Source organism: Curtobacterium sp. MCBA15_001 (genome assembly GCF_001864835.1).
GTDB lineage: Bacteria > Actinomycetota > Actinomycetes > Actinomycetales > Microbacteriaceae > Curtobacterium.
In genome coordinates, this window is record NZ_MJGI01000003.1 from 1 (window position 1) to 24,927 (window position 24,927).

The window sequence follows — 24,927 nt, forward strand, 5'->3', positions numbered from 1 at the left end:
GGCACCGGGCCTCCAGGCGGCTAGGCGCCGACGCGCGCCAGGAACTCGACCAGCGCCGGGTGCTGCGGGGCGTCGAGCACGGCGGCGGGCGGGCCCTGCTCCACGACCTCGCCGCGGTGCAGGAACACGATGCGGTCGGCCACGTTCCGCGCGAAGTGCATCTCGTGCGTGGTCATCAGGATCGTGGAGCCCTGCTGCTTGAGCTCGCGGACGAGGTCGAGGACCTCCCCGACGAGCATCGGGTCCAGGGCACTCGTGACCTCGTCGAGCAGCAGCAGCTCGGGGTCGGACGCGATCGCGCGGACGATCGCCACGCGCTGCTGCTGCCCGCCGGAGAGCCGGTCCGGGTACGCCCCGGCGAAGTCGGCCAGCCCGATCCGGTCGAGCAGCCGTCGGGCGGTCTGCTCCGCGGTGGCCCGGTCGACCCCGTGCACCTTCCGCGACGCCAGCGTCACGTTGTCGAGCACGGTCATGTGCGGGAACAGGTTGAACTGCTGGAACACCACGCCGATGCGCGCACGGGTGGCGTCCACGGCGACGCGGGGGTCGGAGACGTCCGTGCCCTGCAGGAGGACCTGACCGTCGTCGATGCCCTCGAGCAGGTTCACGGTCTTCAGCAGCGTCGACTTCCCCGACCCGGACGCCCCGATGACGCAGATGACCTGGTGCCGGTGGAGCGTCAGGTCGATGCCGCGCAGGACCTGCTGGTCGCCGAACGCCTTGCGGAGGCCCCGGAGTTCCAGGACGGGGAGGGAGTCGTCGGACGTCACACCGCACCGCCGATCTGTTCACGCCGCTGCTGGCGTCGGGCGATGGCGTCCGTGACCCGGATGAGCGGCAGGCTGATCACGACGAAGAGCAGGCCGGCGACCAGGTACGGCGTGAAGTTGTAGGTGTCGGCCTGCGCGATCTGCGCACTCCGGACGGCGTCGACCGCGCCGAGGATCGACACCAGGCCGACGTCCTTCTGCATGGACACGAAGTCGTTCATCAGCGCGGGCGTGACCTTGCGGATCGCCTGCGGCAGGACGACCAACCGCAGCGTCTGGGTGTGGGACAGGCCGAGCGACCGGGCGGCCAGGCGCTGGGAGGGGTGCACGGCCTCCATGCCGGCGCGGAGCACCTCGGCGACGTAGGACGAGTACGTCAGGACGATCGCGATCGTGCCCCAGACCTCGGGGGCCAGACGTGGGAAGACCCCGAGGCCGGGCAACCCGAAACCGACCAGGTACAGCACGATGATGAGCGGCAGGCCGCGGAACAGGTCGGTGTACCCGGTCGCGAGCATCCGCAGCGGGAAGAACACCGGGCTCTGCAGGCCGCGGACCACGGCGAGCAGCGTGCCGAACACCGCGACGCCGATCGATGCGAAGAACAGGATCCGCACGTTCAGCCACAGCCCGAGCAGGACGTCGGGGAACGTCGACGCGGCGACGCCGGGGTCGAAGAACGACTGCTGGACGGCGGCCCAGCCGGGGGTGTTCACGACGCCGAAGTAGGCGATCACGAGCACGACCAGCGTCGACGCGACCGACACCAGGACCGCGCGGCGGCCTCGCTGGCGGCGCCAGATGCGCCGTTCGACCTCGACCTGGCTCGGCGCCGGGGCCGCCGAGGCGTCAGTCACCGGGGCACCGGCCCCTGCTGGCACGGACACGGTCGGCTACTTCAGGACGGGCGTGTTCGTCTCGGACGACAGCCACTTCTTCTGCAGCGCGGCGAGGGTGCCGTCGGAGTCGAGCTTCTTCAGGGCCGTGTCGACCTTGCTCGTGAGCGCCGACCCCTTCGGCAGCACGAACCCGAACTGGTCGCCGGAGCCGTCGGCGGGGAACTGCGCCGACACGGTGCCGTCGTCGAGCTGCGCGGCACTCATGTAGAAGGCTGTGGGCAGGTCGGTGACGATCGCGTCGATCTGGCCGGACTTGAGCGCGAGCACGGCGTCGTCGTTGGAGTTGAACACCTGCGGGGTGACGCCGAGGACCTGCTTCACGCTGGCGATGCTCGTCGACCCGGCAGCGACGCCGATCGTGTCCTGCTTGAGCTTCGCGACCGTGGTGTCCGCGACGGCCTTCGACTTCTGCGTCGTCACGACGGCCTGCGTGGTCGTGTAGTACGGCGTCGACATGTCGACGGCCTTCTTGCGCTGCGACGAGATCGAGAACTGCTGGACGTTGAGGTCCCAGTCCTTCGGGCCCGGCGCCACCGCGCTGTCGAAGGTGCTGCGCTTCCAGACGACGTCGGACTTCGCGTAGCCCATCTCCTTCGCGACGGCGTACGCCACGGCGGACTCGAAGCCCTTGCCGGACTGCGGCTTGTCGTCCTCCACCCACGGGGAGTACGCGGGTTGCCCGGTCGCGATCGTGAGCTTGCCCTGGGTGACGGCGCCGTCCGAGCCGCTGCTGCCTCCGGCCGAGCACGCGGACAGTGCGAGCGCGGCGACCGCGGCGGTCGCCAGGACGAGGGAGAGACGGAACGATCGAGTCACGGTCGGGCCTTCGCGAGAGGGGGTGGGGGCAGCGATCAGCGTACGGGGAACTGGTACACCACGGCGACCTGGGCGTCACCGCGCGACGCTGACCCGCGCGGGGCAGCGCTCACGTCGGCGCTCAGGCCAGCGTGAAGTCGTCGAACGAGAAGCCGGGCGAGACCAGGCAGCTCAGCAGGACCTCGCCGTCCCCGGGGAGCGTGCGCTGCCAGACGCCGCCCCGCACGAACGCCTGCGCGTCGTTGACCCGGTCGCGTCCGGCGTCCGGCCCGAGCGTGATCGTCGCACCCGGCTCCGGCGCGTCCCCGTCGCCACCGAGCTGCAGCTCGACGGCGTCCGGCCCGTGCCACATCCAGATCTCGTCGCTGGTGACCCGGTGCCACGCCGACGACTCCCCCGGGGGCAGCAGGAAGTGGATGAGCGTCGCTGCGGGGCGATCGCCGCCGGGGGTCGACACCGAGGCCGGAGAGGTCCACGTCCGGACGTACCACCCGCCCTCGGGGTGCGGCTCCATGCCGAGGGCCGCGGCCCGCTTCGGGACGTCGAGCCACTCGATGAGCTCGCCGTCGACCGTCCGTCGTGCCATCTGCCCGTTCATCCGACCATCATCCCGCGAGACGACCGTCCTCCGCGCGCACCCGTCCGCGCACCACCGTCGCGACCGCTCGTCCGGCGCCGTCCTCGACCAGTTCGGCGAGCGCGTCGGGCACCGTGCGCGCGTCCACGTCGAACACCGCGAGGTCCGCGCGGGCACCGACCGCCAGGTGCCCGATCCGGTCCGGCCCGACCGCGAGCCCCATCGCGTTGGCACCCCCGAGCGTCGCCGCCGCGAGCAGCCGCTCGTGCAGGTCGCGCTCGCCGTACCCCTGCGCGCGGGCGATCCGGTGCAGCGCGGTGACGTCGGCCATCAAGTCGAGCGACGGCGACGACGACAGGGAGTCGGTGCCGATCGCGACGGGGCTGCCCTCGCGCAGGTAGTCGGCGACGGGCGGCGGGTCGAGCCCGATGACGGCGTTCGACCGTGGACACAGGGCGACGGCGGTCCCGCGGGCACGGAGGAGCGCCCGGTCGGCGGCGGTCATGTAGACGCCGTGTGCGATGTGGCAGTCGGGTCCGAGCACGCCGAGCCGGTCCACGAAGGACGTCGCGCTCGCGCCGAACCCGAGCGCGCGCATGGCCCGGAAGGACGGCACGTTCGCCAGGTGCCAGTCGGTCCCGTGTTCGTCAGGGCCGGCGAGCCGCTCGCCCTCGAAGGCGGCCTCGCCGAGGTGCAGGTGCAGTCGCAGGCCGCGCTGCCGCACGATGTCGGGCAGCTCCAGCAGCGGCGCGACGTCGAGCGAGTACGGCGCGTGCGGTGACAGGCCGGCACCCGGGGTCATCGGGATGCGCGCGAGCTCGTCGAGGACCTGGTCGCGCCCGTGGTCCTGCCACGCCGCGTTCTCCCAGTCCATCACCTCCCAGTACGCGATCCCGCCGAGGCCGTACGTCTCGAGTGCCGTGGCCGCCTCGATGTCGGTGACGACGTCCGCGATGCTCGTCACGCCGGCCAGGAGCGATCGTCGGGCACCGTCGGCGGCCTCGGCACGCCAGTCGTGCTCGCCCGCGTAGACCGTGTTGAAGGCGGCGGCCCAGTCCTCGAAACCCTCGTACTGGCCACGACCGACACTGGCCATGCCGGTGTACTGCAGGTGCGTGTGCGCATTCACGAGCCCCGGCAGCAGCGCACCCCGCCACCGCCGCTCGGTCCAGGGGGACCTGTCGAGCTGGTCGACCACCCAGCTGCGATCGCCGACGTGCAGGATCCGCCCGTCGCGCACGGCCACCGCCCCGTCGGCGATCGGTGGCGCGGTCATCGGGACGACGATGCGCGCCGAGTGGACGGTCGTCTCGCTCACGCGGGGTCCCCGAAACGGGTCGTCCGGACGGTCGGCTCGCGGTCCGCCGGGTGCTCGGCTGGTCGGACGGGAGGCTCGACGCTGCTCCCGAACGCGGCGAGCGCCGCGCGGGCGGTCGCCTCGTCCACCGCGGGGTCGATCGGCACGACGGCACGGTCGAGTTCGTCCCCGCGCTCGAGCAGCATCCGCACCGCGCCGAGCTGCACGGCGAAGGACAGGTCCATGATCTCGATCGGGTTGCCCTCGGCAGCGGTGATGTTGATGCACCCGCCATCGTCCAGCACGAGCACGCCGTGGTCGGCTCCGACGAAGGTGAACCGCTCGGCCTTCCGCCCCACCGGGGTCCGGTCCGCACCGGCGGCGAGGGCCTGGTCGATCGCGACCTCCTGGTCGACCCCACCCGCGACGGCGACGACCGCCTCGGGAGCGCAGGCTCGGAGCACGTCGACGCTGATCGTGTCCGCGACGCCGGTCGCGCTCATCACCAGGGCGGCGTCGCGCACGGCCTCGACGAGCGGTGCGACGGCGTACCCGGCGAACCGCGCCTGCAGGGCGCGGACGGGGTCCGTCTCGGCGACCGTGACCCGGAAGCCGAGCGCGCGGAGCACCAGGGCGACCCCTTCGCCGACGTGCCCGAACCCGGCGACGGCCGCCGGGCCTCCTGGGCGGACCCGATGCGTGCCGGACGGCAGCGCGTCGACCAGGTCGAGCGTCGCGAACACCGTCGACTGCCCGGTGCCGTACCGGTTGTCGAAGAACGTCTTGGTGCGGGCGTCGTTCACGGCGACCACGGGGATGCCGAGCTCGCCACGGGCTGCCATCACGCGCAGGGGCCGCAGGCCGCTCGTGGTCTCCTCGGCCGCGCCGAGCATGGTGGGCAGCAGGTCCGGGCGCTCCTGGTGGGCGAGCCGGATCACGTGGGCACCGTCGTCGAGCAGGAGGTGCGGCCGCGTGTCGAGCATCGCGAGTGCGAGGGCCTTCTGCTCGGTCAGCGTCGCCGTGCTGTCAGCGTGCACCGTGAGCCCCGCGTCCCGCAGCACCTCGGCCACGGCGTCGTCGGTCTCGTCGGCGTGGGCGTACACGACGACCTCGGCGCCGGCCTCGCGGAGCAGCAGGCTCAGCACGGCGGTCTTCGGTTCCAGGACCATCGCGACGCCGACCCGGGTGCCCCGCAGGAGGCCCTGGTCGCGGAGTTCGGCGGCGACCGCTCGCGACACCGGCATCGCGCGGCGCGCCCAGCGCAGGCGGGCTGCGGCGGCGGGGTCGTCCTCGGGCTCGCGACCGGTCGAGACGAGGAAGACGTCGTCCGAGGTCATCGGGACGCCGAGCACGCCGGGTCGGACGGGGGCGACGGGGCCGAAGGCGTCCTCGTCGACGGCGGGCTGGTACCGGCCCGCGTCGACGACGAGCAGGGTGGCGCCGCGGGGGCGGTCGGTCTCGTGCTCGACGGCCGCGGTGCTGGCGTCCGGGTCGCCCAGGCACCAGAGCTGGTCGGTCGGCTCGTCGGCCGTCGCGGCTCGGGCGCCGAGGCCGGTCAAGAGGCCGTCGAGCACTGCTGCGTCGCGGGGGTCACCGCCGACGATGCGGAAGCGGCGGGCGGCGAGGAGCAGGTTCGTCGTGCGGGCGACGTGCCGCACCGCTCGGGAGGCCCATGCCAGCGTGTCGGGGTCGGGGCGCAGCGGCATGGGTCCAGCGTAGGGCGGGCCTGCGCGCAGGGCGTCTGGTGCGTCTGGTGCGCCTCAGCGCAGCGCGTGGGGTGGTGGGGCGTCGCTCCAGCCGCCCGCGTCGGTCGGCGCCGGGACGGCCTGCGCCCTGGCTCGTCTCCGGTAGTGCACCTGCACGCTGATCAGCAGCACCACCCCGATGGCGGACACGATCGCCAGCCCGACGAGGTACAGCGTCGTCGCGAGACCAGCGATCGATGCCGGGACCGTCCCGTTCTGCGCCGCTTCCAGGGGTGTCCCCGTGACGAGGAACGCCAGCAGGGTCGAGATCGTCGAGTTCGAGTCGTACAGCCCGTGCAGCACCGAGACCACCACGTACGTGACGGGGACCGCCCAGGACCAGCGGAAGCGCGGCCGTCCGTGCGCGACGCCGAACAGCACCGCGCCGAGGATCGCCGTCCACAGCACGTGACCGACGGGCGACAGGATCGCGCGGAGCACCTCGGTCTGCAGCAGCGACACCAGGTCGATGCCACGTGTGGTGATCGCCGCGTTGAAGGCGTACCCGGCCGACTCGAACGCCGCGAAGCCCGCACCCACCGTCGCACCGAGCAGGGCGCCCTGCCGCGCGGTCTTCGGGCGGACGCGCCACCCCACGACGAGCAGCAGCACGCCCTTGACGAACTCCTCCGCGAGCCCGACACCCAGGTACGTGAGTGCCCCCTGGCGCAGGTCTGACTCGAGCAGTGACGCGCCGAGCACCCCCAGGATCCCGCCGACGAAGAACGCGGTGACGAGCTGCATCGTGCTCACCGTGCCCGTCACCCGTTCGATGACGAAGAGCACCACGGTGAACGGCACCAGGAAGCTCCCGAGCAGGATGATCGTGGGGACGAGGTTGACGTTGCTCGTGATCACCGTGACGACGATCGTCACGACCCACAGCAGGAACCCGACCAGCAGCGTCTTCCACCACCAGCCGTGCCGGTGGTGCGGGTGGTCCACGGGGAGGTCGGATGCGCTCATCAGCCCAGGATGCTCGCCCGAGCGGCTGCTGATCCGGGCCAGGGCGGGAATGTCCTGACCGTCCAGGACGTAGGTTCTCAGCATGACCGACACGACGTACGACCAGGTGACCATGTTCGGCGCTGACTGGTGCCGCGACTGCCGGCGCTCGAAGGCGCTGCTCGACGGACTCGGGATCGACTACACCTACGTCGACGTCGAGCAGGACCTGTCGGCGGCCGAGCGCGCCGAGGCGATCAGCGGGCGCAAGAACATCCCCGTGGTGGTGCTGCCGAACGGCAAGCACTTCGTGGAGCCATCGGACGCCGAGCTGCGCGCCGAGCTCGAGGCGTCCGGCATCGTCTGACGCACCGCCGGGCTCGCCGGGGCGAGCCCGGGCGCGCAGCGCCGCCGGGCAGACATCCGACCAGTCGGGCATGATGGCGGCGTGATCCTCGACGCGCACCACCACCTCTGGGACCCGTCCGACCGCACCTACCCGTGGATGGACGACTCCGTCGCGCCCATCCGTCGGCGGTTCGACACCGACGACCTGCGCGCGGCGATCGCGGGCACGGACGTCACCGCCACGATCGCGGTCCAGGCCGTGCACGACCCCGCCGAGACCGCCTGGCTCCTGACGCAGCCGTCCCCCGTCGTCGGCGTGGTCGGCTGGGTCGACCTCACCGCGCCGGACGTCGTGCAGCAGCTGGCCGCGCTGGTCGACCTGCAGCAGCCGGGCGGCCCCCGCCTGGTCGGCATCCGGCACCTGGCCCACGACGAGCCGGACCCCGACTGGCTCGGCCGCGACGACGTGGTCGCGGGTGTGCGGGTCCTCGCCGCCGCCGGGATGCCCTTCGACCTGCTGATCCGCAACCGGGAGCACGCCGCTGCCGTGAGCCTGGTGGACGCCGTGCCCGACGGGGTGTTCGTGCTCGACCACGCCGGCAAGCCGGACATCGCCCACGACGACACCGACGTGCAGATCGCCTGGCGCGCCCGCATGGACGACCTCGCCGCCCGGCCGAACGTCCTGTGCAAGGTGTCCGGGCTGGTGACCGAGGCCGGGCCGGACTGGCAGGACCGACCGGTCGCCCGCTACGCCCGCGAAGCCGTCGAGGCGTTCGGCCCGGACCGTTCCCTCTTCGGTTCGGACTGGCCGGTGTCGACGCTGCAGGCCGACTACCGCACGGTGCTGGCCACCGCGACCGACGCCCTCGCCGACCTGTCCCACGACGAACGCGAGGCGGTGTTCCACCGGACGGCCGAACGCGTCTACCTTGCCGACCCCGCACCCCAGACATAGGATGTCTGCACGGTCACCGAGACCGTGAAGCGGCTCGAGGGTCGCGGTCGCTGCAGCGGAGCAGCGCGGAGAGCGAGGAACAATGCGGTTCGCACGACTCGGCCCGGCGGGTGGAGAGATCCCCGTGGCCATCGACCCCGACGGCACGACGTACGACCTCCGTCCGGTCACGTCCGACGTCTCGGGGGCGTTCCTGGCCGATGACCCCGTCGCGACGGTCCGGCGCGCGATCGAGGCCGGCGACCTGCCGCTGCTGCCCGACGCCGACTCCCAACGGCGTGGCGCACCAGTGGCGCGGCCCGGCAAGGTCGTGTGCATCGGCCTGAACTACCGCGACCACGCCGCGGAGACGGGCGCGGACATCCCCACCGAGCCGATCGTGTTCATGAAGGACCCGATGACGGTCATCGGACCCGACGACGAGGTCCTGGTCCCCCGCAACAGCCGCAAGACCGACTGGGAGATCGAGCTCGCGGTCGTGATCGGCACGACCGCCCGCTACTGCGAGTCCGAGGACGAGGCCCTCACCCACATCGCCGGCTACGTCATCGCGAACGACGTCTCGGAGCGCGAGTTCCAGATCGAGCGCGGCGGCCAGTGGGACAAGGGGAAGTCCTGCGAGACGTTCAACCCGCTCGGCCCCTGGCTCGTCACGCCCGAGGCACTCGCCGACGAGGGACTCGACCCGAACGCCCTGGCGCTGCACCTCAGCGTCAACGGCGAGGTCCGGCAGGACGGCTCGACCGCCGACATGATCTTCCGACCGAGCGAGGTCGTGCGGTACCTGTCGCAGTTCATGGTCCTGTACCCGGGCGACGTGATCAGCACCGGGACCCCAGCGGGCGTCGCGCTCGGCAGCGGTGCCCCGTACCTGCAGCCCGGCGACGTGGTCGAGCTCAGCGCGGACGGCCTCGGGTCGCAGCGCCAGACGATGGGTGCCGCCTGATGGCCGGCGCCGACGCGGCCAGCACTGCAGCGGCCGGCTCGCACGCCGGGATGCGCGCGATCGTCACCGGAGGCGCCTCGGGCATCGGCGCCGCGATCGTCCAGGCCCTCCGCGACCGCGGCGCCGAGGTCGCCGTGCTCGACCTCCGTGTCGACGGCCTGCCCGACGGCACCGTCGCCGAGCAGTGCGACGTCGGCGACGACGCCTCGGTACGCCGAGCCGTCCACGCCGCGGTCCAGGCACTCGGCGGGCTCGACGTGCTCGTCAACAACGCCGGCATCGGCGCGCAGGGCACCGTGGAGGACAACCCGGACGACGAGTGGCGCCGCGTGTACGAGGTCAACGTGCTCGGAGCGGTGCGGCTGAGCCGCGCCTGCCTGCCGTCCCTGCGGGAGTCGACCCGGGCCTCCATCGTGAACACCTGCTCGATCGCCGCGACCGCCGGGCTGCCCCAGCGTGCCCTGTACTCCGCGACGAAGGGCGCGATCGCCGCGCTCACCCGGGCGATGGCCGCCGACCACCTGCGCGAGGGCATCCGCGTCAACGCCGTGAACCCGGGGACCGCGGACACCCCGTGGGTCGGTCGCCTGCTCGAGTCCGCTGACGACCCGGCTGCGGAGCGCGCGGCGCTCGAGGCGCGGCAGCCCCACGGGCGGCTCGTCGCCCCGGAGGAGGTGGCCGAAGCCGTCGCCTACCTGACGAGTCCGATGGCGAAGTCGACGACGGGTGTCGACCTGGCGGTCGACGGCGGGATGCAGGCGCTGCGGCTCCGGCCGGAATGATGCTGCTCTGCCTGGGCCCCCGCCGCCGGTTCCGGATCGACGCGCCAGCGGCGAGCCGGCCGTGCCGGTGGGGAGAGGCCCGGTGCCGGTATCGTCGAGCCGTCCCGACCCAGCGTGGTCGGGTGGAGGGACCGCCATGGCTTCGCTGACCGACGACGCGATCGCACGCATCCAGGAGATGATCGTCACCGGCGAGCTCACGCCGGGGCAACGGCTGCCGCCCGAGAAGGAGCTCAGCGAGTCCCTCGGGCTGTCGCGGAACAGCCTGCGCGAAGCGGTGAAGGCCCTCGAGCTGATCCGCGTGCTCGACGTCCGACGGGGCGACGGGACGTACGTGACCTCGCTCGAGCCGTCGGTGCTCCTCGAGGCGGTCTCGTTCGTGGTCGACATGCACCACGACCGGTCCCTGGTCGACCTGCTCGAGGTCCGGCGCATCCTCGAACCGGCGTCCGCCGTCCTGGCGACCGCGCGCGCCTCCGAGCAGCAGATCGACCAGCTCGCGACCCTGATGGCGACGGTCGACGACAGCACCGGGGTCGAGGAGCTCGTCGCGCACGACCTGCTGTTCCACTCCACCATCGCGGGCATCGGCGGCAACCAGTACCTGTCCGGGTTGCTCGACGCACTGTCGAGCAAGACCGTGCGCGTGCGGGTCTGGCGTGGCCTCACCCAGAACGGCTCGGTGCAGCGCACGCTCGACGAGCACGCGGCGATCGTCGACGCGATCCGGCGGCGCGACCCGCAGCTCGTGCAGGCCCTCGTGGTGGCGCACGTCGAGGGCGTCGAACGGTGGCTCCGCCGGTCGCTCGACTGAACCCGTCGCGGGGTCCGATCCGCGCAGATGTGCACGTGACCAGCGAGCGGCGTGTTCACTCAGGGGCTGACATCGACTCGGACTGACCCGTCCGGGTCGCAGCCCCACCACCAGGAGGACACCGTGATCGGTCTCATCATCAGCTTGATCATCATCGGCCTGATCGCCGGCGCCCTCGCGCGCCTGATCATCCCCGGCAAGCAGAACCTGTCCATCCCCATGACGATCCTGCTCGGCATCGTCGGGTCGTTCGTCGGCGGGTTCCTCGGGTTCCTGATCTTCCAGCACGACCCCATGGACGGCTTCTTCCAGCCGGCCGGCATCATCGGGTCGGTCATCGGCGCCGTCATCGTGCTGTTCCTGTACACCCGGTTTGCGGGTCGGAGCGCTTCGCGCCGCTGAGCCGCAGGGCCGCTGAGCGCCGCTGCCGTTCGCACAACCAGAAGCGGCTCGCACCACGGGATCCCGTGGTGCGAGCCGCTTTCGGTTGTGCGAACGCGAACCGCGCCGCCGCCCGCACACGGGTCACCGCACGGGTCCCGCGGGTCAGGCGGTGAGCAGGCCCTCGGCGCGCAGGTCCTGCCAGAGCGCCTCGGGGACGGCCGCGGCGGCGCGGGCAGCGTTCTCGCGCACCTGCTCCGCCGACTGCGCCCCGACCGCCACCGCACGGACCGCCGGAGCCCGTCGGGGGAAGGCCAGTGCGGCCTCGGGCAGGGTGACACCGTGCCGCGAACAGACCGCGGCGAGCGCCCGGGCCCGCTCGACCAGCTGCGCCGGCGCCGGGGCGTAGTCGTACGTGGTGTCGGCAGCGGGCAGCGGACGGCTCAGCAGCCCGGAGTTGTACACGCCGACCGCGACGACGTCCACGCCGAGGTCGGCACAGCGCGCGACGAGCTCCGCCGCGGGCTGCTCGAGCAGCGTGTACCGACCGGCCAGCATGACGACGTCGCACAGTCCGGTCGCGACCGCGTCGGTGAGTGCCGCGACCGAGTTCGACCCGACGCCCACCGCGCGGACGACGCCCTCGTCCCGCAGCGCCGCCAGGGCCGGCAGCGCCTGGGTGAGCCCGGCGGACAGGTCGTACACGTCGGGGTCGTGCAGGTAGGCGATGTCGACGTGGTCGAGCCCGAGCCGCCCGAGGGACTCGTCGAGCGACCGTCGGACGCCGTCGGCCGTGGGGTCCCACTGCCGCACGGGGTCGTTCGGCACCGCGAACCCGTCGTCGTCGACGCCGTCACCGGGACCAGGGACGAGCCGCCGTCCGACCTTCGTGGAGATCGCGTACTCGCCGCGGGGCCGACCGGCCAGCGCGTCCCCGAGCCGTCGTTCGGACAACCCGACGCCGTAGTGGGGAGCGGTGTCGAAGCCGCGGACCCCGACCTCCCAGGCGGCATCGACCGTGGCGCGGGCCTGGTCGTCCGTGACCTCGCGCAGCAGGTTGCCGATGCCCGCGCCGCCGAACCAGAACGGTCCGCGGTCGAGGTCCACGTCGCTCATGCCTGCCCTTCGAGCGTCCACACGAGCGGGACGCCGTCGTCGTTGCCGGAGTAGTCGTCGTCGGCCTCGAGCAGCGGGTTGATGACGTCCTGCCACGCGGCGTTCACCGGGTCGTCCGCCAGTGACCGACGCATGGCACGGTAGTCCTCGACCTCGATCAGGTGGACCAGGTCCTGCCCGTCGCGCCAGATGCTCCAGTTCGCAACCCCGGCACCGCGCAGCCGTTCGGCGAGCTCGGGCGGGATCGTGGCGTGGGTCTGGTCGTACTCGTGTTCGCGGCCGGCGCGCAGGCGGGTCCGCGACAGGATGCGCTGCATCAGTCGCGCAGGAAGAGCTCGACGACGGGCACCGCGACGTCGGGTCGGACGATCGGCAGGGTCAGCGTCAGGGTGCCCGCCGGCTGCCCGCCGAGGCCGGTGTTCTGCGCGCGGGTCCCGGGCGGGATCTCGCGGAAGTGGATCTCCGACGCGTCGTTGAGCAGCTGCGCGTACGCGACCTTGCCGGCCAGGTCGGGCAGGTGCACGTGCTCGAACGGCCAGGTGAACAGGTGCAGGTAGAGCCGGTCGCCGCGCTGGGTGAACACCGTGCCGGCAGGTGCGCGGAACGTCGAGGGACCGGCGCCGTACACGGAGCGGTCGTGGCGGCGCATCCACTCCCCGATGCCGGCGAGTGCGTGCTGGGCCACCCCGTCGAGCTCGCCGCGGCCGGTCGGCCCGACGTTGAGCAGCATGTTGCCGTTGTTCGCCACCCCGTCGACGAGCATGCGGACGAGCAGGTCGACGCTCTTGACGTTGAGGTTGTCACGGTCGTAGCCCCACGAGCCGTTGAGGGTCTGGCACGCCTCCCACGGCACGGGTACCCCGTCGAGCTCCATCGGCTTGTCCGGCTGGTACTGCTCCGGTGTGACGATGTCGCCCGGGATGTCGAGCCGGTCGTTGACGATGATGCCCGGCTGCAGGCGCTTCGTCAGCGCCATCAGTTCCTCGGAGCCCCAGTCGTCGCGGCCCTTGCCGCCCCAGCGGTCCTCGTGGTCGTTGTCGCGGTACGAGAAGTCGTAGAACAGGTAGTCGATGCGGCCGTAGTCGGTCAGCAGCTCGGTGACCTGGCCGTGCAGGTACTCCCGGTAGCGGGCCATGTCGCGGCCCTCGTTGAGCCGGGCGATCTCCTCGGCGCTGTCGTCGCGCCGCGGGTGCACCCCGTCGATCGTGAAGTCCGGGTGGTGCCAGTCGATCAGCGAGTGGTAGAAGCCGACGCGGAGCCCCTCGGCGCGGACGGCGTCGACGAACTCGCGGACGATGTCCCGTCCGAAGCGGGTGTTCGTGGCCTTGTAGTCGGTGAGCGCGGAGTCCCACAGGCAGAAACCCTCGTGGTGCTTCGTGGTGAGGACGACGTACTTCATGCCGGCCTCGCGGGCACGACGGGCCCAGTCGGCCGGGTCGAACAGGTCAGGGTCGAAGTGGTCGAAGTACCGCTGGTAGTCCTCGTCCGTGATGCGCTCGTGGTTCTTCACCCACTCGTGCCGAGCCGGCAGGGCGTACAGCCCCCAGTGGATGAACATGCCGAATCGGTCGTGGCTGAACCAGGCGGGGAGGCCCGTGGCGTCGGTGTCGGTCTGCGGCTGGGCGGGTGCGGTGATGGTCATGGGACCCGAAGTTCCTTTCGTGGAGGTGGAGATGGTCAGCGGCCGCCGAGGCCGGAGGTGACGATGCCCTTGACGAGGTGCTTCTGCAGCAGGATCAGCAGGATCACGGTCGGCAGCATCGAGATCACCGACGCCGCCATGACGAGGTTCCACTCGCTCCCCTGCTGCCCGAAGAACTGCTGCAGGCCGAGCGGGATCGTGCCGTGCGCCTCGACGTCGTTCACGACGACGAGCGGCCAGAGGAACGAGTTCCAGTACGAGATGAACGAGAACACGGCGAGGACCGCCATGGTCGGCCGGGCGAGCGGGAGCATCACCGAGAAGAACGTCCGGACCGGACCGGCACCGTCCACACGGGCGGCGTCGTCGAGCTCCTGCGGCACCGTGAGGAAGAACTGCCGGATCAGGAATGCGCCGAGCGCGGTGAACGCCCACGGGATGATGAGCGCCTGGAACGTGTCGACCCACCCGAAGCCCTGCATCATCACGTACATCGGGATGACGAGCACGTCCTGCGGGATCATCAGCGTGACCAGGAACAGCAGGAAGACGGTGTTCCGACCGCGCCAGCGCAGCCGTGAGAACGCGTAGCCGGAGAGCACGGCCACGGCGACGTTGATCGCGGTGCCGGCAGCGGCGACGAACACGCCGTTCAGGATGAACCGCGCGAAGGGCAGGTACGTGAACGCCTGCACGTAGTTGTCCCACTCGAGCGAGCGACCCCACAGCGTCGGCGGCGTGGTGAACACCTGGTCGGCGGGCTTCAGGCTGGTCGCCACCATGTAGATGAGCGGCGACACGAACAGCAGCGCGACGAGGCACAGCAGCGCGTAGCCGATCGCGTGCCGGACCCGGCCGGGCCGTGGTGCCGACTTCGTGCGGGCGACGGACCGGGGGTTGACCGTCCGGTTCGAGGTGGTCGCGCCGAGACGCGAACGGACCGCTTCACTCATAGTGCACCCACCGCTTCTGCCCGAGGAACTGGACGGCCGTGATCCCGAGGATGATGACGAACAGGACCCAGGCCCCGGCGGACGCGAGTCCGAGCTGCTGGTTCTGGAAGCCCGTGTTGTAGATGTACTGCACGAGGGTCTCGGTCGCGGTGCCCGGCCCGCCCTTGGTCAGGACGAACGGCTGCACGAAGACCTGGAACGAGGTGATGAGCGTCATCATCGTCGCGAAGAACACCGACGGCGAGATGAGCGGGAACTTGATCGCCCAGAACGTCTGCCAGGCGTTCGCCCCGTCGAGCTGCGCGGCCTCGATCTGGTTCTCCGGGACGCCGTCGAGCGCGGCCGAGAAGATCAGCATGTTGTAGCCGAAGCCCTGCCACACGCTCATCGCGACGATGGCGAGCATCGCCCAGTGCTCGTCGGCCAGGAAGTTCGGGGCGTGCACCCCGACGGTCGACTGCAGCGACGCGTCGATCGCGCCGCCGGGCTGGTACAGCATCCGCCAGACGACGACGTTCGCCACGATCGGCGTGATCGTCGGGATGAAGAACAGCACGCGGAAGACGTGGCGTCCCGCGATCCGCGGGGTCAGCCAGGCGGCCAGGCCGAGCGACACCACGAGGTTGAGCGGCACGTACAGCACCACGAACAGCGTGGTGTTGAGCGTGACCGTCCGGAACACCGGGTCGGAGAACAGCCGGACGTAGTTCTCGATGCCGGCGAACGAGCGGGCACCGAGCGTCGGCCAGTTCATGAAGCTCACGACGAGCGAGGCGATGATCGGGAACGCCGTGAAGGCGACGAGGCCGATGGAGTGCGGCGCGGCGAAGGCGGCGCCCCACCACGAGCGGCGGCCGGCGGAGCTGTCCTCGCCGCCCGTCCGGCCCGGCGCAGCCGAGCCGGCCACGGCGGTGGCCACCGCGGGGACGGCGGGGACCGCTGCCTCGGCCGGTGGGTCCTGGATGGTGGTCATGCGACGACCTCCTCGTCGTTCGCGGGGTCTGCAGGTGAGGTGGGACGGAACGGGAGGCACGGGGCGGGGTCGACCCGCGCCTCCAGTCCGACGGGTGGTGCGCTGGTTACTGCGTGCCGAGCTGGCCGGCGATGGAGGACATGGTCTCCTTGCCGGTGGACTGCCCGTTCACCGCCTGCAGGGCGTACTGCGTGAACAGCTGCGACAGCTGGTCGCTCTGCTTGTTGCCGAGCAGCGGCGACGACTTCGCCAGCGCGGCCTTGAGCGCGTCCTCGGCCCCGGGGATGCCGGCGCTGGAGTACCACGAGGCCTGTGCCGCGGTGCGACCCGGGAAGGCACGACCCTGCTCGGCGAGCGAGGTCAGGACCTTCTCGCTCGTCATCGTCTGGACGGCCTTGAACGCCTGCTCCGGGTACTTGCACTGCTTCGAGACACCGAAGCCGGAACCGGCGGCGAACGTCGACGGGCCGGACGTGCCGGACGGCAGCGTCGTGACGCCGAGGTCGAACTTGACCTTGGCCTTCTGGCTGATGAGCGACCACGGACCGTCGGTGTACATCGCGACCTTGCCGGCGGCGAAGTCGTTGCTCGACTGCGACGAGTCGGACGACGCCTGCGAGGCGTAGCCCTTCTTCACCAGGGTGCTGAGCCAGTCCAGGCCGTCGGCGAACTTGCTGTCCGTCGCGTCGATCTTGCCGCCGGAGGTGATCACGCGGCCGCCGTTGTAGCCGTAGATCATCGACTCGAGGTTCAGGTCGCTCACGGTCGAGCCGAACTCGGTGATGCCCTTGTCCTTGAGCGCCGCGCCGGCCTGCTCGAACTGGTCGGTCGTCCAGCCCGGCTCCGGGTCGGCGACGCCGGCCTGCTTGAAGAGGTCCTTGTTGTAGAACATCATGATGGGGCCGGTGTCGTAGGGCAGGCCGTAGAGCTTGCCGTCGACCTTCATGCCGTCGAGCGCGGTGCTGTCGAAGGCGGACAGGTCGGTGCCGTCCTTCTTCGCCAGGTCGTCGAGCGGCAGGAGCGACTCGGTGTAGTTCGCAGCACGCAGGGACTGCATGCTGACGACGCACTGGGCGCTGCCGGTGCTCAGCTGCGTGCTGAGCTTGGTGAAGTAGTTCTCGAACGGGGCGCCCTGGATCTTCAGGGTGATGCCGTCCTCGCTCTTCACGGTGTCGGCGACCTTCTGCCAGGCGGCCTGGTCCTCTTTCCCGGCGATCCACATGGACCAGGTCATCGAGTCCTTGGACTGGCTGCCGTTGGCACTGCTGCCGGAGGAACAGCCTGTCAGCACGAGGGTCGCGGCAGCTGCTGCCGCGAGCCCCGCGATGAAACGTCGTTGCATCGGTGTCTCCACTTCGTCGTGGTGCTGGGATGTGTCGGGGGTGTTCAGGCGGGTCGGGGGTGCGCTGGTGTCCGCGCCGGCTCAGGCGACGCGGATCGCGTCGCGGACCGGGTCGGCCGCCGAGGCCGCCGCCCAGACCGGGCCGTCGGGGTAGGTGTACGTGTCGAGGGAGTCGGCGAGCATCTCGGTACCGGCTCCGGGGGCGGTCGGGGGCCAGTACCGGCCGCCGTGCACGTCGACCGGGGTCACGAAGTGCTCGTGCAGGTGGTCGACGAACTCGATGTAGCGCCCCTCGAGTTCGCCGGTGAGTGCGACCGCGTCGAACATCGACAGGTGCTGCACCGCCTCGCACAGGCCCACACCGCCGGCGTGCGGGCAGACCCGGACGCCGTGCTTGGCCGCCAGCAGCAGGATCGCGATGTTCTCGTTGACGCCGGCGACCCGGGTGGCGTCGATCTGCAGCACCCGCATGGCGTCCGCCTGGATGAGCTGCTTCGCGATCACCCGGTTCGCCATGTGCTCGCCCGTCGCCACCGGGATCGGGGCGATCCGGCGGGCGATCTCGGCGTGGCCGAGGACGTCGTCCGGGCTGGTCGGTTCCTCGACCCAGGCGATGTCGAACTCCCGCAGCCGGTCGACCCACGCCACGGCTGCGTCGACGTCCCACCGCTGGTTCGCGTCGATCGCGATGCGGATGTCCGGGCCGACGACGTCGCGCGCGATGCTCAGACGTCGGACGTCCTCGTCGACGTCGCCGCCGACCTTGAGCTTGATCTGGGTGAAGCCCTCCTCGACGGCCTCGCGGCACAGGCGGGCGAGCTTGTCGTCGTCGTAGCCGAGCCAGCCGGGGGTGGTCGTGTACGCCGGGTACCCGAGCTGCTCGAGCTTCCGGCGGCGTTCGGCACGCAGGGGTTCGGCGCGGCGGAGCAGCTCCAGCGCTTCGTCCGGGGTAATGGCGTCGGTCAGGTACCGGAAGTCGACGAGCTCGACGAGGTCCTCGGGGGTCATGCCGGCCAGCAGCGCCCAGAGCGGCTGCCCGGCACGCTTGGCGCGGAGGTCCCACAGCGCGTTCACCACGGCGCCGATCGCCATGTGCATCACGCCCTTCTCGGGACCGAGCCACCGCAGCTGCGAGTCGTGGACCATGCTCCGCCACGTGCCGCCCATGTCCGCCAGCAGCGCCTCGGCGTCCCGGCCGACGACGTGCCCGCGGAGGGCGGCGATCGCTGCCTCCTGCACCTCGTTGCCACGGCCGATCGTGAAGACGAACGCCGAGCCGCTGTGGCCGTCGAGGGCGTCGGTGGTCACCTCGACGTAGGCGGCGGAGTAGTCGGGGTCGGGGTTCATCGCGTCGGATCCGTCGTGTTCCCGCGAGGTGGGGAACCGGATGTCGCGGACCCGCAGACCGGTGATGCGGCTCATCGTTGCTCCTGCCCGTCCGGTCACCGTCGACCGAACGAGGCAATCAAAACATCGGATGTCTACCGCGTCAAGCACTTCTTTCGTGACGATTGCGCGGATTCTGCAGCGTAAGCGTCCGATGACTTCCGGGGCCGGAACGCGCGCGGGAGGACGGAACGCGCGCGGTCCGGGACGCACGACGAGCCGGACGGGAGGCGCGGGGCGGCTGGACCCGCGCCTCCCGTCCGGCACTGCGCGCGACCGCCGCCGGATCAGGAGGCGGCGAGCACGCCCATCTCGCGCACGACCGCGCGGACGCGGGCGGCGAACTCCTCCGACGAGCCGACCGTCGCCCGGTGCGCGGTCTCGATGACCGCTGCCATGACCAGCGTGACGGCGGTCCGGGCGGTGTCGGCATCCGTGCGCTCGCACGCCACCTGGTGCACCGCGACCCGCGCGTCGGCCATCCACTGCAGCATCGTCGGGACCATCTCGGGCCGAGCGCGCAGCAGGACCTTCATCCGCGCCCGGTCCGCCGGCAGCTCGAGGGTCCCAGCCACCAGGTCGCACAGATCGGCGACCACCGAGCCGGTCGCAGCGACGAAGGCCGCGCGTGCATCGGCGGGGACACTGACGGTCGGCAGGCCGAGCGCCGCGTTCCCCTTCGACGGGAAGTAGTTGAAGAACGTGCGCGGGGAGACGCCCGCGTCGTCGCAGATCTCCTCGACCGTGACGCCCGCGAGCCCGCGGTCCGTGACGAGTCGGAGCGCCGAGGCGTGGATGGCCTGGCGGGTGCGCTGCTTCTTGCGCTCCCGGAGGCCGCAGGTCTCGAGGTCCGGTTCGGTGATGCTGCTCACGGGGTGCTCCTGGTGCGGGTCGGGGCCTCCCACCTGGTGTGGGAGGCCCCGAGGGTGCTGGTCGTCAGCGCGTGCGCTGGACGGGGATCGAACCGGTGGACGGCGCCGTGGGCGAGCCCATCGTGTTCGCGGCGGACACGGCCTGGACCTCGAGGTCGTCGGCGGTGCCGTCAGCGTCGGCCTGTTCCTGCAGGGCCGAGCTCTTGCGGAGCGGCGGCGCCTTGAAGAACCAGCTGAGGACGAACGCCAGCAGGATCACGCCGAAGCCGACCCAGTAGACGGTCACGGCCGAGGTGTTGAACCCGGACATGAACGGGCGGGTCAGCGCCGGTGCGGCGCCGTTCAGGAACGACGTGTCGCTGGTGTCGGCGCTCGAGCTCGACGACGACCCGGTGCCCTTGTCGAGCTGCTTGACGATCGACGGGACGACCTGGTCGACGTAGTACTGCCGGTCGGACGCGTTCGACCAGTCGACGACGAGGGTGCCGTCCTGGACGGTGGCGTGCGCCTTGTCGGCCGCGGCGGCGAGCGCGGAGGCCTCGGCGGACGGGGTGGCTGCGGCGACCTGCTGGTCGATGACCGACTGTGCGGCCGCTGCGGGGACGGTGCCGGCGGCGACCTGCGTCTGCACGGCAGCGGTGACCTGCTGCGTGACAGCCTGGTCGGCTGCCTGCTTGGCGGCCGTGGTGCCGGACGCCAGCCCTTCGGACACCTGCTGCTTGATCGGGGTGACGATCGGGGTCCAGATCTGGTCCATGACGCCCTGGTTCGCCTTCGCCGACGCGACGGTCGGGTTGAGCGCAGCGTCGAGGCCGTCCGTCAGGTTGCCCTTGTCGGCGGTGGCGCTGAGGATGTTCGCCGGCATCACCGAGAACAGGATCGAGAGCAGCACGGCGGTGCCGAGTGTGCCACCGATCTGGCGGAAGAAGGTCGCCGACGACGTGGCCACACCCATGTCACGCGGCTGCACCGAGTTCTGCGACGCCAGGGTGATGCTCTGCATGAGCTGCCCCAGCCCGAGGCCGATCAGGAACATGCCGACCATCAGGAACCAGAGCGGCTTGTCGATCGTCATGAACGTCAGCACGACGTACCCGAGCGACACCAGCGCCGTGCCGATGACCGGGAAGATCCGGTAGCGGCCCGTGCGGGCGACGATCTGGCCGGACGCGATCGAGGCGATCATCAGCCCGCCGATCATCGGCAGGGTCGCGAAGCCCGACTCGGTGGGCGTCAGACCGGTGACGATCTGCAGGTACAGCGGGATGGTCAGCATGGCGCCGAACATCGCGAAGCCGACCAGGAAGCCGAGCACCGTCGCCATCGAGAACACACCCGAGCGGAACAGCTTGAGCGGGATGATCGCGTCGTCCTTCATGAGCGTCTCGACGACCAGGAAGGTGACCAGGCCCACGGCACCGATCACGTAGCAGGCGATCGCGCCGGCGGAACCCCAGCCCCACGTGCGGCCCTGTTCGGCGACGAGCAGCAGCGGCACCAGCGTGGCGATGACCGAGGTCGCACCCCACCAGTCGATGCGCGGCTTCGACTTGGCGTCACCGAACTTCGGCAGGTGCAGGAACGCGATGACCATGAGCAGGGCACCCACGCCGATCGGCACGTTCACCAGGAAGACCCAGCGCCAGCCGGTGATGCCGAGGATGCTCGACGCGCCGGCGAACAGGCCGCCGATGAGCGGGCCGATGACGCTCGAGATGCCGAACACGGCGAGGAAGTACCCCTGGTACTTGGCACGCTCACGCGGGGCGAGGATGTCGCCCATGATCGCCAGCGGCAGCGACATCAGCGCGCCGGCACCGATGCCCTGGAAGGCGCGGAACGCCGCGAGCATGACCATCGACGTCGACATCGTGGACAGCAGCGAGCCGATGATGAACACCGCGATGCCGAAGATGTAGAGCGGCCGGCGTCCGAAGACGTCGGAGAGCTTGCCGTAGATCGGCGTGGTGATGGTGCTGGCGATGAGGTACGCCGTGGTGACCCAGGCCTGCTGGTCGAGCCCGTGCAGGTCGTCACCGATGGTGCGGATCGCGGTGCCGACGATCGTCTGGTCGAGCGAGGACAGGAACATCCCGGCCATCAGGCCGTAGATGACCAGCAGGATCTGGCGGTGCGACATGATCGGCTTGCCCGGCGTGGTCGCCGATGCTGCCGATCGCCCGCGCGACACCTCGACGGGTGCGGTGGCTGTTGACATGGGGAGTCCTTCAGAGCGGTTCGTGTGGAGTGCGGTCCGCCTCTTTGCAGACGCTGCAACTTTACATCACGAGCAGTGTTGCGGGCAACGCAATCTTGCCATCACCGCAGGTTCGTGAGTGCTCCTTCAGCAAGTCGTCCGCTACGGTCGGTCGTCATGGTGAGGACGACGTGGGGGGACGTACCGGTCGAGCTCCGGACGAAGGTCGAGGACGTGCTCGGGGGCAGGGTGGTCGGCGCGACGTCGCAACCCGGTGGGTACTCCCCCGGCGGTGCCGACCGGGTGGTCACCGAGACCGGCATCCGGGCGTTCGTGAAGACCCTCTCGCGCGCGCGGAACCCGGACGGGTTCGCCTTCCACGAACGGGAGGCCCGGGTCGTGTCCGCGCTGCCGTCCGGCGTGCAGGCACCCCGGCTCCGGGCGGCGCTCACCGCCGACGTCGACGGTGACCGCTGGATCGCGCTGGTCCTCGACGACGTCGAGGGACACCACCCCGGCCTCGCCCGGGACGGCTCCGACGTCACCGCTGTCCTCGACGCGCTGCACACGCTGCCCCGTGCCACCGGGGACCTCGCCGACCTGCCGCACGCGGGGCCGGACCTCGCCCCGGAAATCGCGGCGTGGGACCGGATGCTGGCGGACGGCCTCCCGGACGTCGTCCCCGCCGAGGTGGCTCGGGACGCACCAGCGTTCGCGGTGGCGGCGCGGACTGCCGCAGCAGCGGTCGACGGCGAGCACCTGGTGCACCTGGACTGCCGGGCGGACAACCTGCTGGTCGACCAGGACGGTGTCGTCTGGGTGGTCGACTGGCCGTGGGCCGGCATCGGCGCGCACTGGCTCGACCCGCTGACCTACCTGCTCGACACGCTCGTCCGGGGCGAGGACGTCGACGTGGAGCACCACCTGTCCTCGCACCCGGTGTTCGCCGGGCTGTCGTCGGACTCGGTCGACGCGGTGCTCGCCGGCCTCGCGGGCATGTTCCTCGAGAAGGCCGCGATGCCCGCGCCGCCGGCCATGCCCACGAACCGGGCCTTCCAGCGCGCGGAGGGGCTGGCCGCGGCGGCCTGGCTGCAGCGACGCGGGGGCCGGAACTGATCCGCGGAGGACGAGCTCCGGTCCCCCATCTGTCCAGGAAGCGCGCTGGTCCCGCGCGTACGGTCCAGCCAATGAACGACGAGCACGCAAGCCACCGTCCCGAAGAGGACGCCGCACGTCTCGGACTCGTCGTTGTCGGTGAGGCAGCAGCGCTGCACTCCGGTGACGAGTCCGCTCTCGACGCCAGCGAGGAGAACATCCGCGAGACCGTCGACGGCATGGTCGACCAACCGCTCACCGACCGGCAGGAAGAGGTCGTCCAGCGACTCGCGTCCGCCGGCGGCACGCTCACCGCGGGCCTGAGCGGGGCACTCGCCGCACAGACCGGTCGGCCGGTCGACGAGGTGCTCGAGGGCGCTGCCCGCAGCATCGTGTGGCAGGAGCGGATGGCGGCGGACCGCGACCGGAACGAGGCAGAGCTCGCCGCGGGGCTGCCGGAACAGCACGACAAGGACGCACCGCACCACGAACAGCGCCGCGCCTCGGACGACCAACGCCAGCGGTCGAGCGAGGACACCCGCCGCGACACCGAGGACACCGCCGACGAGGGTCGCGGTCGCGGCTCAGACGAGCACCGACGCCCGGGGTCCGACGAACGCTGACACACGCGGTCACGAACGAGCACGCGTCGGCGGACGTTCCGTAGCGTTGCCGCCATGCCGAAGCGACTGCTGCTCAACGTCTTCGAGATGAACTGCGTGGGGCACATCACCCACGGCCTGTGGCGCCTGCCGGGCAACAACCGGCACCGCTACACGGACATCCGCTACTGGACCGAGTTGGCCCGGACCGCCGAGGCCGGCCAGTTCGATGCGGTGTTCATCGCCGACGTCCTCGGCGCCTACGACGTGTACGGCGGCTCCCCCGCGCCGGCACTGCGCGAGGGACTGCAGATCCCGAACAACGACCCGATGCTGGTCGTCCCGGCGATGGCGGCGGTCACCGAGCACCTCGGCTTCGGCATCACGGCCTCGACCAGCTACGAGCCGCCGTTCGCGTTCGCCCGCCGGATGTCGACGCTCGACCACCTGACGAACGGCCGGGTCGGCTGGAACGTCGTCACGAGCTACCTGCCGAACGCCGCACGCAACTTCGGGCTCGCCACGGAGATCCCACACGACACCCGGTACGAGATCGCCGACGAGTACCTCGACGTCGTCTACCAGCTGTGGGAGGGCTCGTGGGAGGACGACGCCGTGCTCCGTGACGCCGACCAGGGTGTGTACACCGACCCGACGAAGGTGCACCCGATCGACCACGTCGGACCGCACTTCAGCGTCGCTGGCCCGCACCTCTCCGAGCCGTCACGGCAGCGCACCCCGACGCTCTTCCTGGCGACCGGCTCCCCCGCCGGCATCGCCCGCGCTGGACGCCACGCCGAGGTGGTCTTCACCGGCGGGCACGGCGTGCAACGGACCGCCGATGCCGTCCGTGACGCCGCGGCGTCGGCAGGACGTGACCGCGACGACGTCCGGTTCGTCACGCAGGCCGCGGTGATCACGGCACCGACCCAGCGCGAGGTCGAGGACAAGGTCGCGCAGTACCGGGCCTTCGCCAGTGAGGAGGGTCCACTCGTGCACGGGAGCGTCCCCTTCGACGCCCTGTCGCACCCGCGGAGCCGCACGGTGCGGGACGCCCTCGAGGCGGAGGGGGTCGCAGGCGGTGAGCGACTGGTCGGCCGCGTCGCGCTCGACGCCACCGTCGGCGAGCTGCTCGACCGGGTGGACGAGGCCTGGCACGGTGCGTTCTGGGCCGCCGGCGTGCCCGAGGCGGTCACCGAGCAGATCGAGGGCTGGCTGGACGACGACGGGATCGACGGCATCAACCTGCGGCAGTACCACTCGTTCGACACCGTGCGCGACTTCGGCACGCACGTCACCCCGCTGCTGCGCGAGCGTGGGCGTCTGCCCGAGCGGTACACCGACGGCGAGACCCTGCGCGAGCGCGTGACGGGAGGCTCCGCTCGGCTCCCGGGGTCGCACCCGGCCGCCGCACACCGCCGCACGACCGTCCCCGCCTGACCGGCCCCGCCCGACGAGCCGCACCCGCTGG

At 71.3% G+C, this 24,927-nt stretch carries 25 protein-coding genes; 9 read left to right on the forward strand and 16 right to left on the reverse strand.

The annotated features are described in order from the left end of the window. Positions 1–20: 20 nt before the first annotated feature. The 7 genes from BIU90_RS00625 to BIU90_RS00655 all read right to left on the reverse strand — a co-directional run bounded on the left by BIU90_RS00625 (position 21) and on the right by BIU90_RS00655 (position 7,070). Entirely contained in the window at positions 21–770 is a 750-nt protein-coding gene (locus BIU90_RS00625; protein ID WP_071298318.1) for an amino acid ABC transporter ATP-binding protein, read from the reverse strand. Continuing rightward, a complete protein-coding gene (locus BIU90_RS00630) occupies positions 767–1,627 on the reverse strand; it encodes an amino acid ABC transporter permease (RefSeq protein ID WP_071298319.1) in 861 nt (286 codons plus the stop codon). The genes BIU90_RS00625 and BIU90_RS00630 overlap by 4 nt, the downstream gene beginning before the upstream one ends. Before the next feature lie 36 nt (positions 1,628–1,663). After that, positions 1,664–2,485, reverse strand: coding sequence for an ABC transporter substrate-binding protein (locus tag BIU90_RS00635; protein ID WP_071298320.1), 822 nt, complete (start codon positions 2,483–2,485; stop codon positions 1,664–1,666). Positions 2,486–2,606: 121 nt separating this feature from the next. Further along, a complete protein-coding gene (locus BIU90_RS00640; protein WP_254786894.1) occupies positions 2,607–3,083 on the reverse strand; it encodes a cupin domain-containing protein in 477 nt (158 codons plus the stop codon). Between the two features lie 7 nt (positions 3,084–3,090). Next, on the reverse strand, positions 3,091–4,380 hold the full coding sequence (locus tag BIU90_RS00645) for an amidohydrolase family protein (RefSeq protein WP_071298321.1): 1,290 nt from the start codon (positions 4,378–4,380) through the stop codon (positions 3,091–3,093). Further along, positions 4,377–6,065 (reverse strand): adenosylhomocysteinase, encoded by a 1,689-nt coding sequence (locus tag BIU90_RS00650; protein WP_071298322.1) that lies wholly within the window; start codon positions 6,063–6,065, stop codon positions 4,377–4,379. The genes BIU90_RS00645 and BIU90_RS00650 overlap by 4 nt, the downstream gene beginning before the upstream one ends. Before the next feature lie 54 nt (positions 6,066–6,119). After that, positions 6,120–7,070, reverse strand: a complete 951-nt coding sequence (locus BIU90_RS00655; protein WP_071298323.1) for a PrsW family intramembrane metalloprotease — start codon at positions 7,068–7,070, stop codon at positions 6,120–6,122. An 82-nt stretch (positions 7,071–7,152) separates the two neighbouring features. Between BIU90_RS00655 and BIU90_RS00660 the strand changes: the two genes are divergently transcribed. The 6 genes from BIU90_RS00660 (at position 7,153) to BIU90_RS00685 (ending at position 11,299) form a co-directional block, all read left to right on the forward strand. After that, the gene (locus tag BIU90_RS00660) at positions 7,153–7,416 is read left to right on the forward strand and encodes a glutaredoxin family protein (protein ID WP_071298324.1); all 264 of its coding nucleotides are present in this window, start codon (positions 7,153–7,155) and stop codon (positions 7,414–7,416) included. Positions 7,417–7,497: 81 nt separating this feature from the next. Then, positions 7,498–8,355, forward strand: coding sequence for an amidohydrolase (locus BIU90_RS00665; RefSeq protein WP_217640881.1), 858 nt, complete (start codon positions 7,498–7,500; stop codon positions 8,353–8,355). 82 nt (positions 8,356–8,437) lie between these two features. Next, complete coding sequence (locus BIU90_RS00670; protein ID WP_071298325.1) at positions 8,438–9,301, forward strand: fumarylacetoacetate hydrolase family protein; 864 nt, start codon at positions 8,438–8,440, stop codon at positions 9,299–9,301. After that, complete coding sequence (locus BIU90_RS00675) at positions 9,301–10,083, forward strand: SDR family NAD(P)-dependent oxidoreductase (RefSeq protein WP_071298326.1); 783 nt, start codon at positions 9,301–9,303, stop codon at positions 10,081–10,083. The genes BIU90_RS00670 and BIU90_RS00675 overlap by 1 nt, the downstream gene beginning before the upstream one ends. Positions 10,084–10,219: 136 nt before the next feature. Further along, positions 10,220–10,897, forward strand: coding sequence for a FadR/GntR family transcriptional regulator (locus tag BIU90_RS00680; RefSeq protein ID WP_071298327.1), 678 nt, complete (start codon positions 10,220–10,222; stop codon positions 10,895–10,897). Positions 10,898–11,020: 123 nt separating this feature from the next. Next, on the forward strand, positions 11,021–11,299 hold the full coding sequence (locus tag BIU90_RS00685; RefSeq protein ID WP_071298328.1) for a GlsB/YeaQ/YmgE family stress response membrane protein: 279 nt from the start codon (positions 11,021–11,023) through the stop codon (positions 11,297–11,299). Positions 11,300–11,443: 144 nt separating this feature from the next. Here BIU90_RS00685 and BIU90_RS00690 read toward each other — a convergent pair whose 3' ends face one another. The 9 genes from BIU90_RS00690 to BIU90_RS00730 all read right to left on the reverse strand — a co-directional run bounded on the left by BIU90_RS00690 (position 11,444) and on the right by BIU90_RS00730 (position 21,702). After that, positions 11,444–12,394 (reverse strand): aldo/keto reductase, encoded by a 951-nt coding sequence (locus tag BIU90_RS00690; protein WP_071298329.1) that lies wholly within the window; start codon positions 12,392–12,394, stop codon positions 11,444–11,446. Beyond that, positions 12,391–12,711, reverse strand: coding sequence for an L-rhamnose mutarotase (locus BIU90_RS00695; RefSeq protein ID WP_071298330.1), 321 nt, complete (start codon positions 12,709–12,711; stop codon positions 12,391–12,393). The genes BIU90_RS00690 and BIU90_RS00695 overlap by 4 nt, the downstream gene beginning before the upstream one ends. Beyond that, positions 12,711–14,036 carry an alpha-L-fucosidase gene (locus BIU90_RS00700; protein ID WP_071298331.1) on the reverse strand — a complete coding sequence of 442 codons (1,326 nt, stop codon included), beginning with the start codon at positions 14,034–14,036 and terminating at the stop codon, positions 12,711–12,713. Before BIU90_RS00700 ends, BIU90_RS00695 begins: the two co-directional genes overlap by 1 nt. Positions 14,037–14,071: 35 nt before the next feature. Continuing rightward, positions 14,072–14,989: a carbohydrate ABC transporter permease gene (locus BIU90_RS00705; protein ID WP_083403572.1), complete on the reverse strand. Its 918-nt coding sequence runs from the start codon at positions 14,987–14,989 to the stop codon at positions 14,072–14,074. Continuing rightward, positions 14,982–15,962: a carbohydrate ABC transporter permease gene (locus BIU90_RS00710; RefSeq protein WP_071298332.1), complete on the reverse strand. Its 981-nt coding sequence runs from the start codon at positions 15,960–15,962 to the stop codon at positions 14,982–14,984. Before BIU90_RS00710 ends, BIU90_RS00705 begins: the two co-directional genes overlap by 8 nt. Positions 15,963–16,068: 106 nt before the next feature. Further along, positions 16,069–17,304 (reverse strand): ABC transporter substrate-binding protein, encoded by a 1,236-nt coding sequence (locus BIU90_RS00715; protein ID WP_254786895.1) that lies wholly within the window; start codon positions 17,302–17,304, stop codon positions 16,069–16,071. An 81-nt stretch (positions 17,305–17,385) separates the two neighbouring features. Next, on the reverse strand, positions 17,386–18,726 hold the full coding sequence (locus BIU90_RS00720; protein ID WP_071298334.1) for an enolase C-terminal domain-like protein: 1,341 nt from the start codon (positions 18,724–18,726) through the stop codon (positions 17,386–17,388). Positions 18,727–18,977: 251 nt separating this feature from the next. Continuing rightward, complete coding sequence (locus BIU90_RS00725; RefSeq protein WP_071298335.1) at positions 18,978–19,562, reverse strand: TetR/AcrR family transcriptional regulator; 585 nt, start codon at positions 19,560–19,562, stop codon at positions 18,978–18,980. A gap of 64 nt (positions 19,563–19,626) precedes the next feature. Continuing rightward, complete coding sequence (locus tag BIU90_RS00730) at positions 19,627–21,702, reverse strand: MDR family MFS transporter (protein ID WP_083403588.1); 2,076 nt, start codon at positions 21,700–21,702, stop codon at positions 19,627–19,629. 234 nt (positions 21,703–21,936) lie between these two features. Between BIU90_RS00730 and BIU90_RS00735 the strand changes: the two genes are divergently transcribed. The 3 genes from BIU90_RS00735 (at position 21,937) to BIU90_RS00745 (ending at position 24,896) form a co-directional block, all read left to right on the forward strand. Continuing rightward, positions 21,937–22,875, forward strand: a complete 939-nt coding sequence (locus BIU90_RS00735) for a phosphotransferase family protein (RefSeq protein ID WP_071298337.1) — start codon at positions 21,937–21,939, stop codon at positions 22,873–22,875. 71 nt (positions 22,876–22,946) lie between these two features. Further along, entirely contained in the window at positions 22,947–23,477 is a 531-nt protein-coding gene (locus tag BIU90_RS00740) for a hypothetical protein (protein WP_071298338.1), read from the forward strand. 54 nt (positions 23,478–23,531) lie between these two features. After that, a complete protein-coding gene (locus tag BIU90_RS00745) occupies positions 23,532–24,896 on the forward strand; it encodes an NtaA/DmoA family FMN-dependent monooxygenase (RefSeq protein ID WP_071298339.1) in 1,365 nt (454 codons plus the stop codon). The last annotated feature ends 31 nt before the right edge of the window (positions 24,897–24,927 follow it).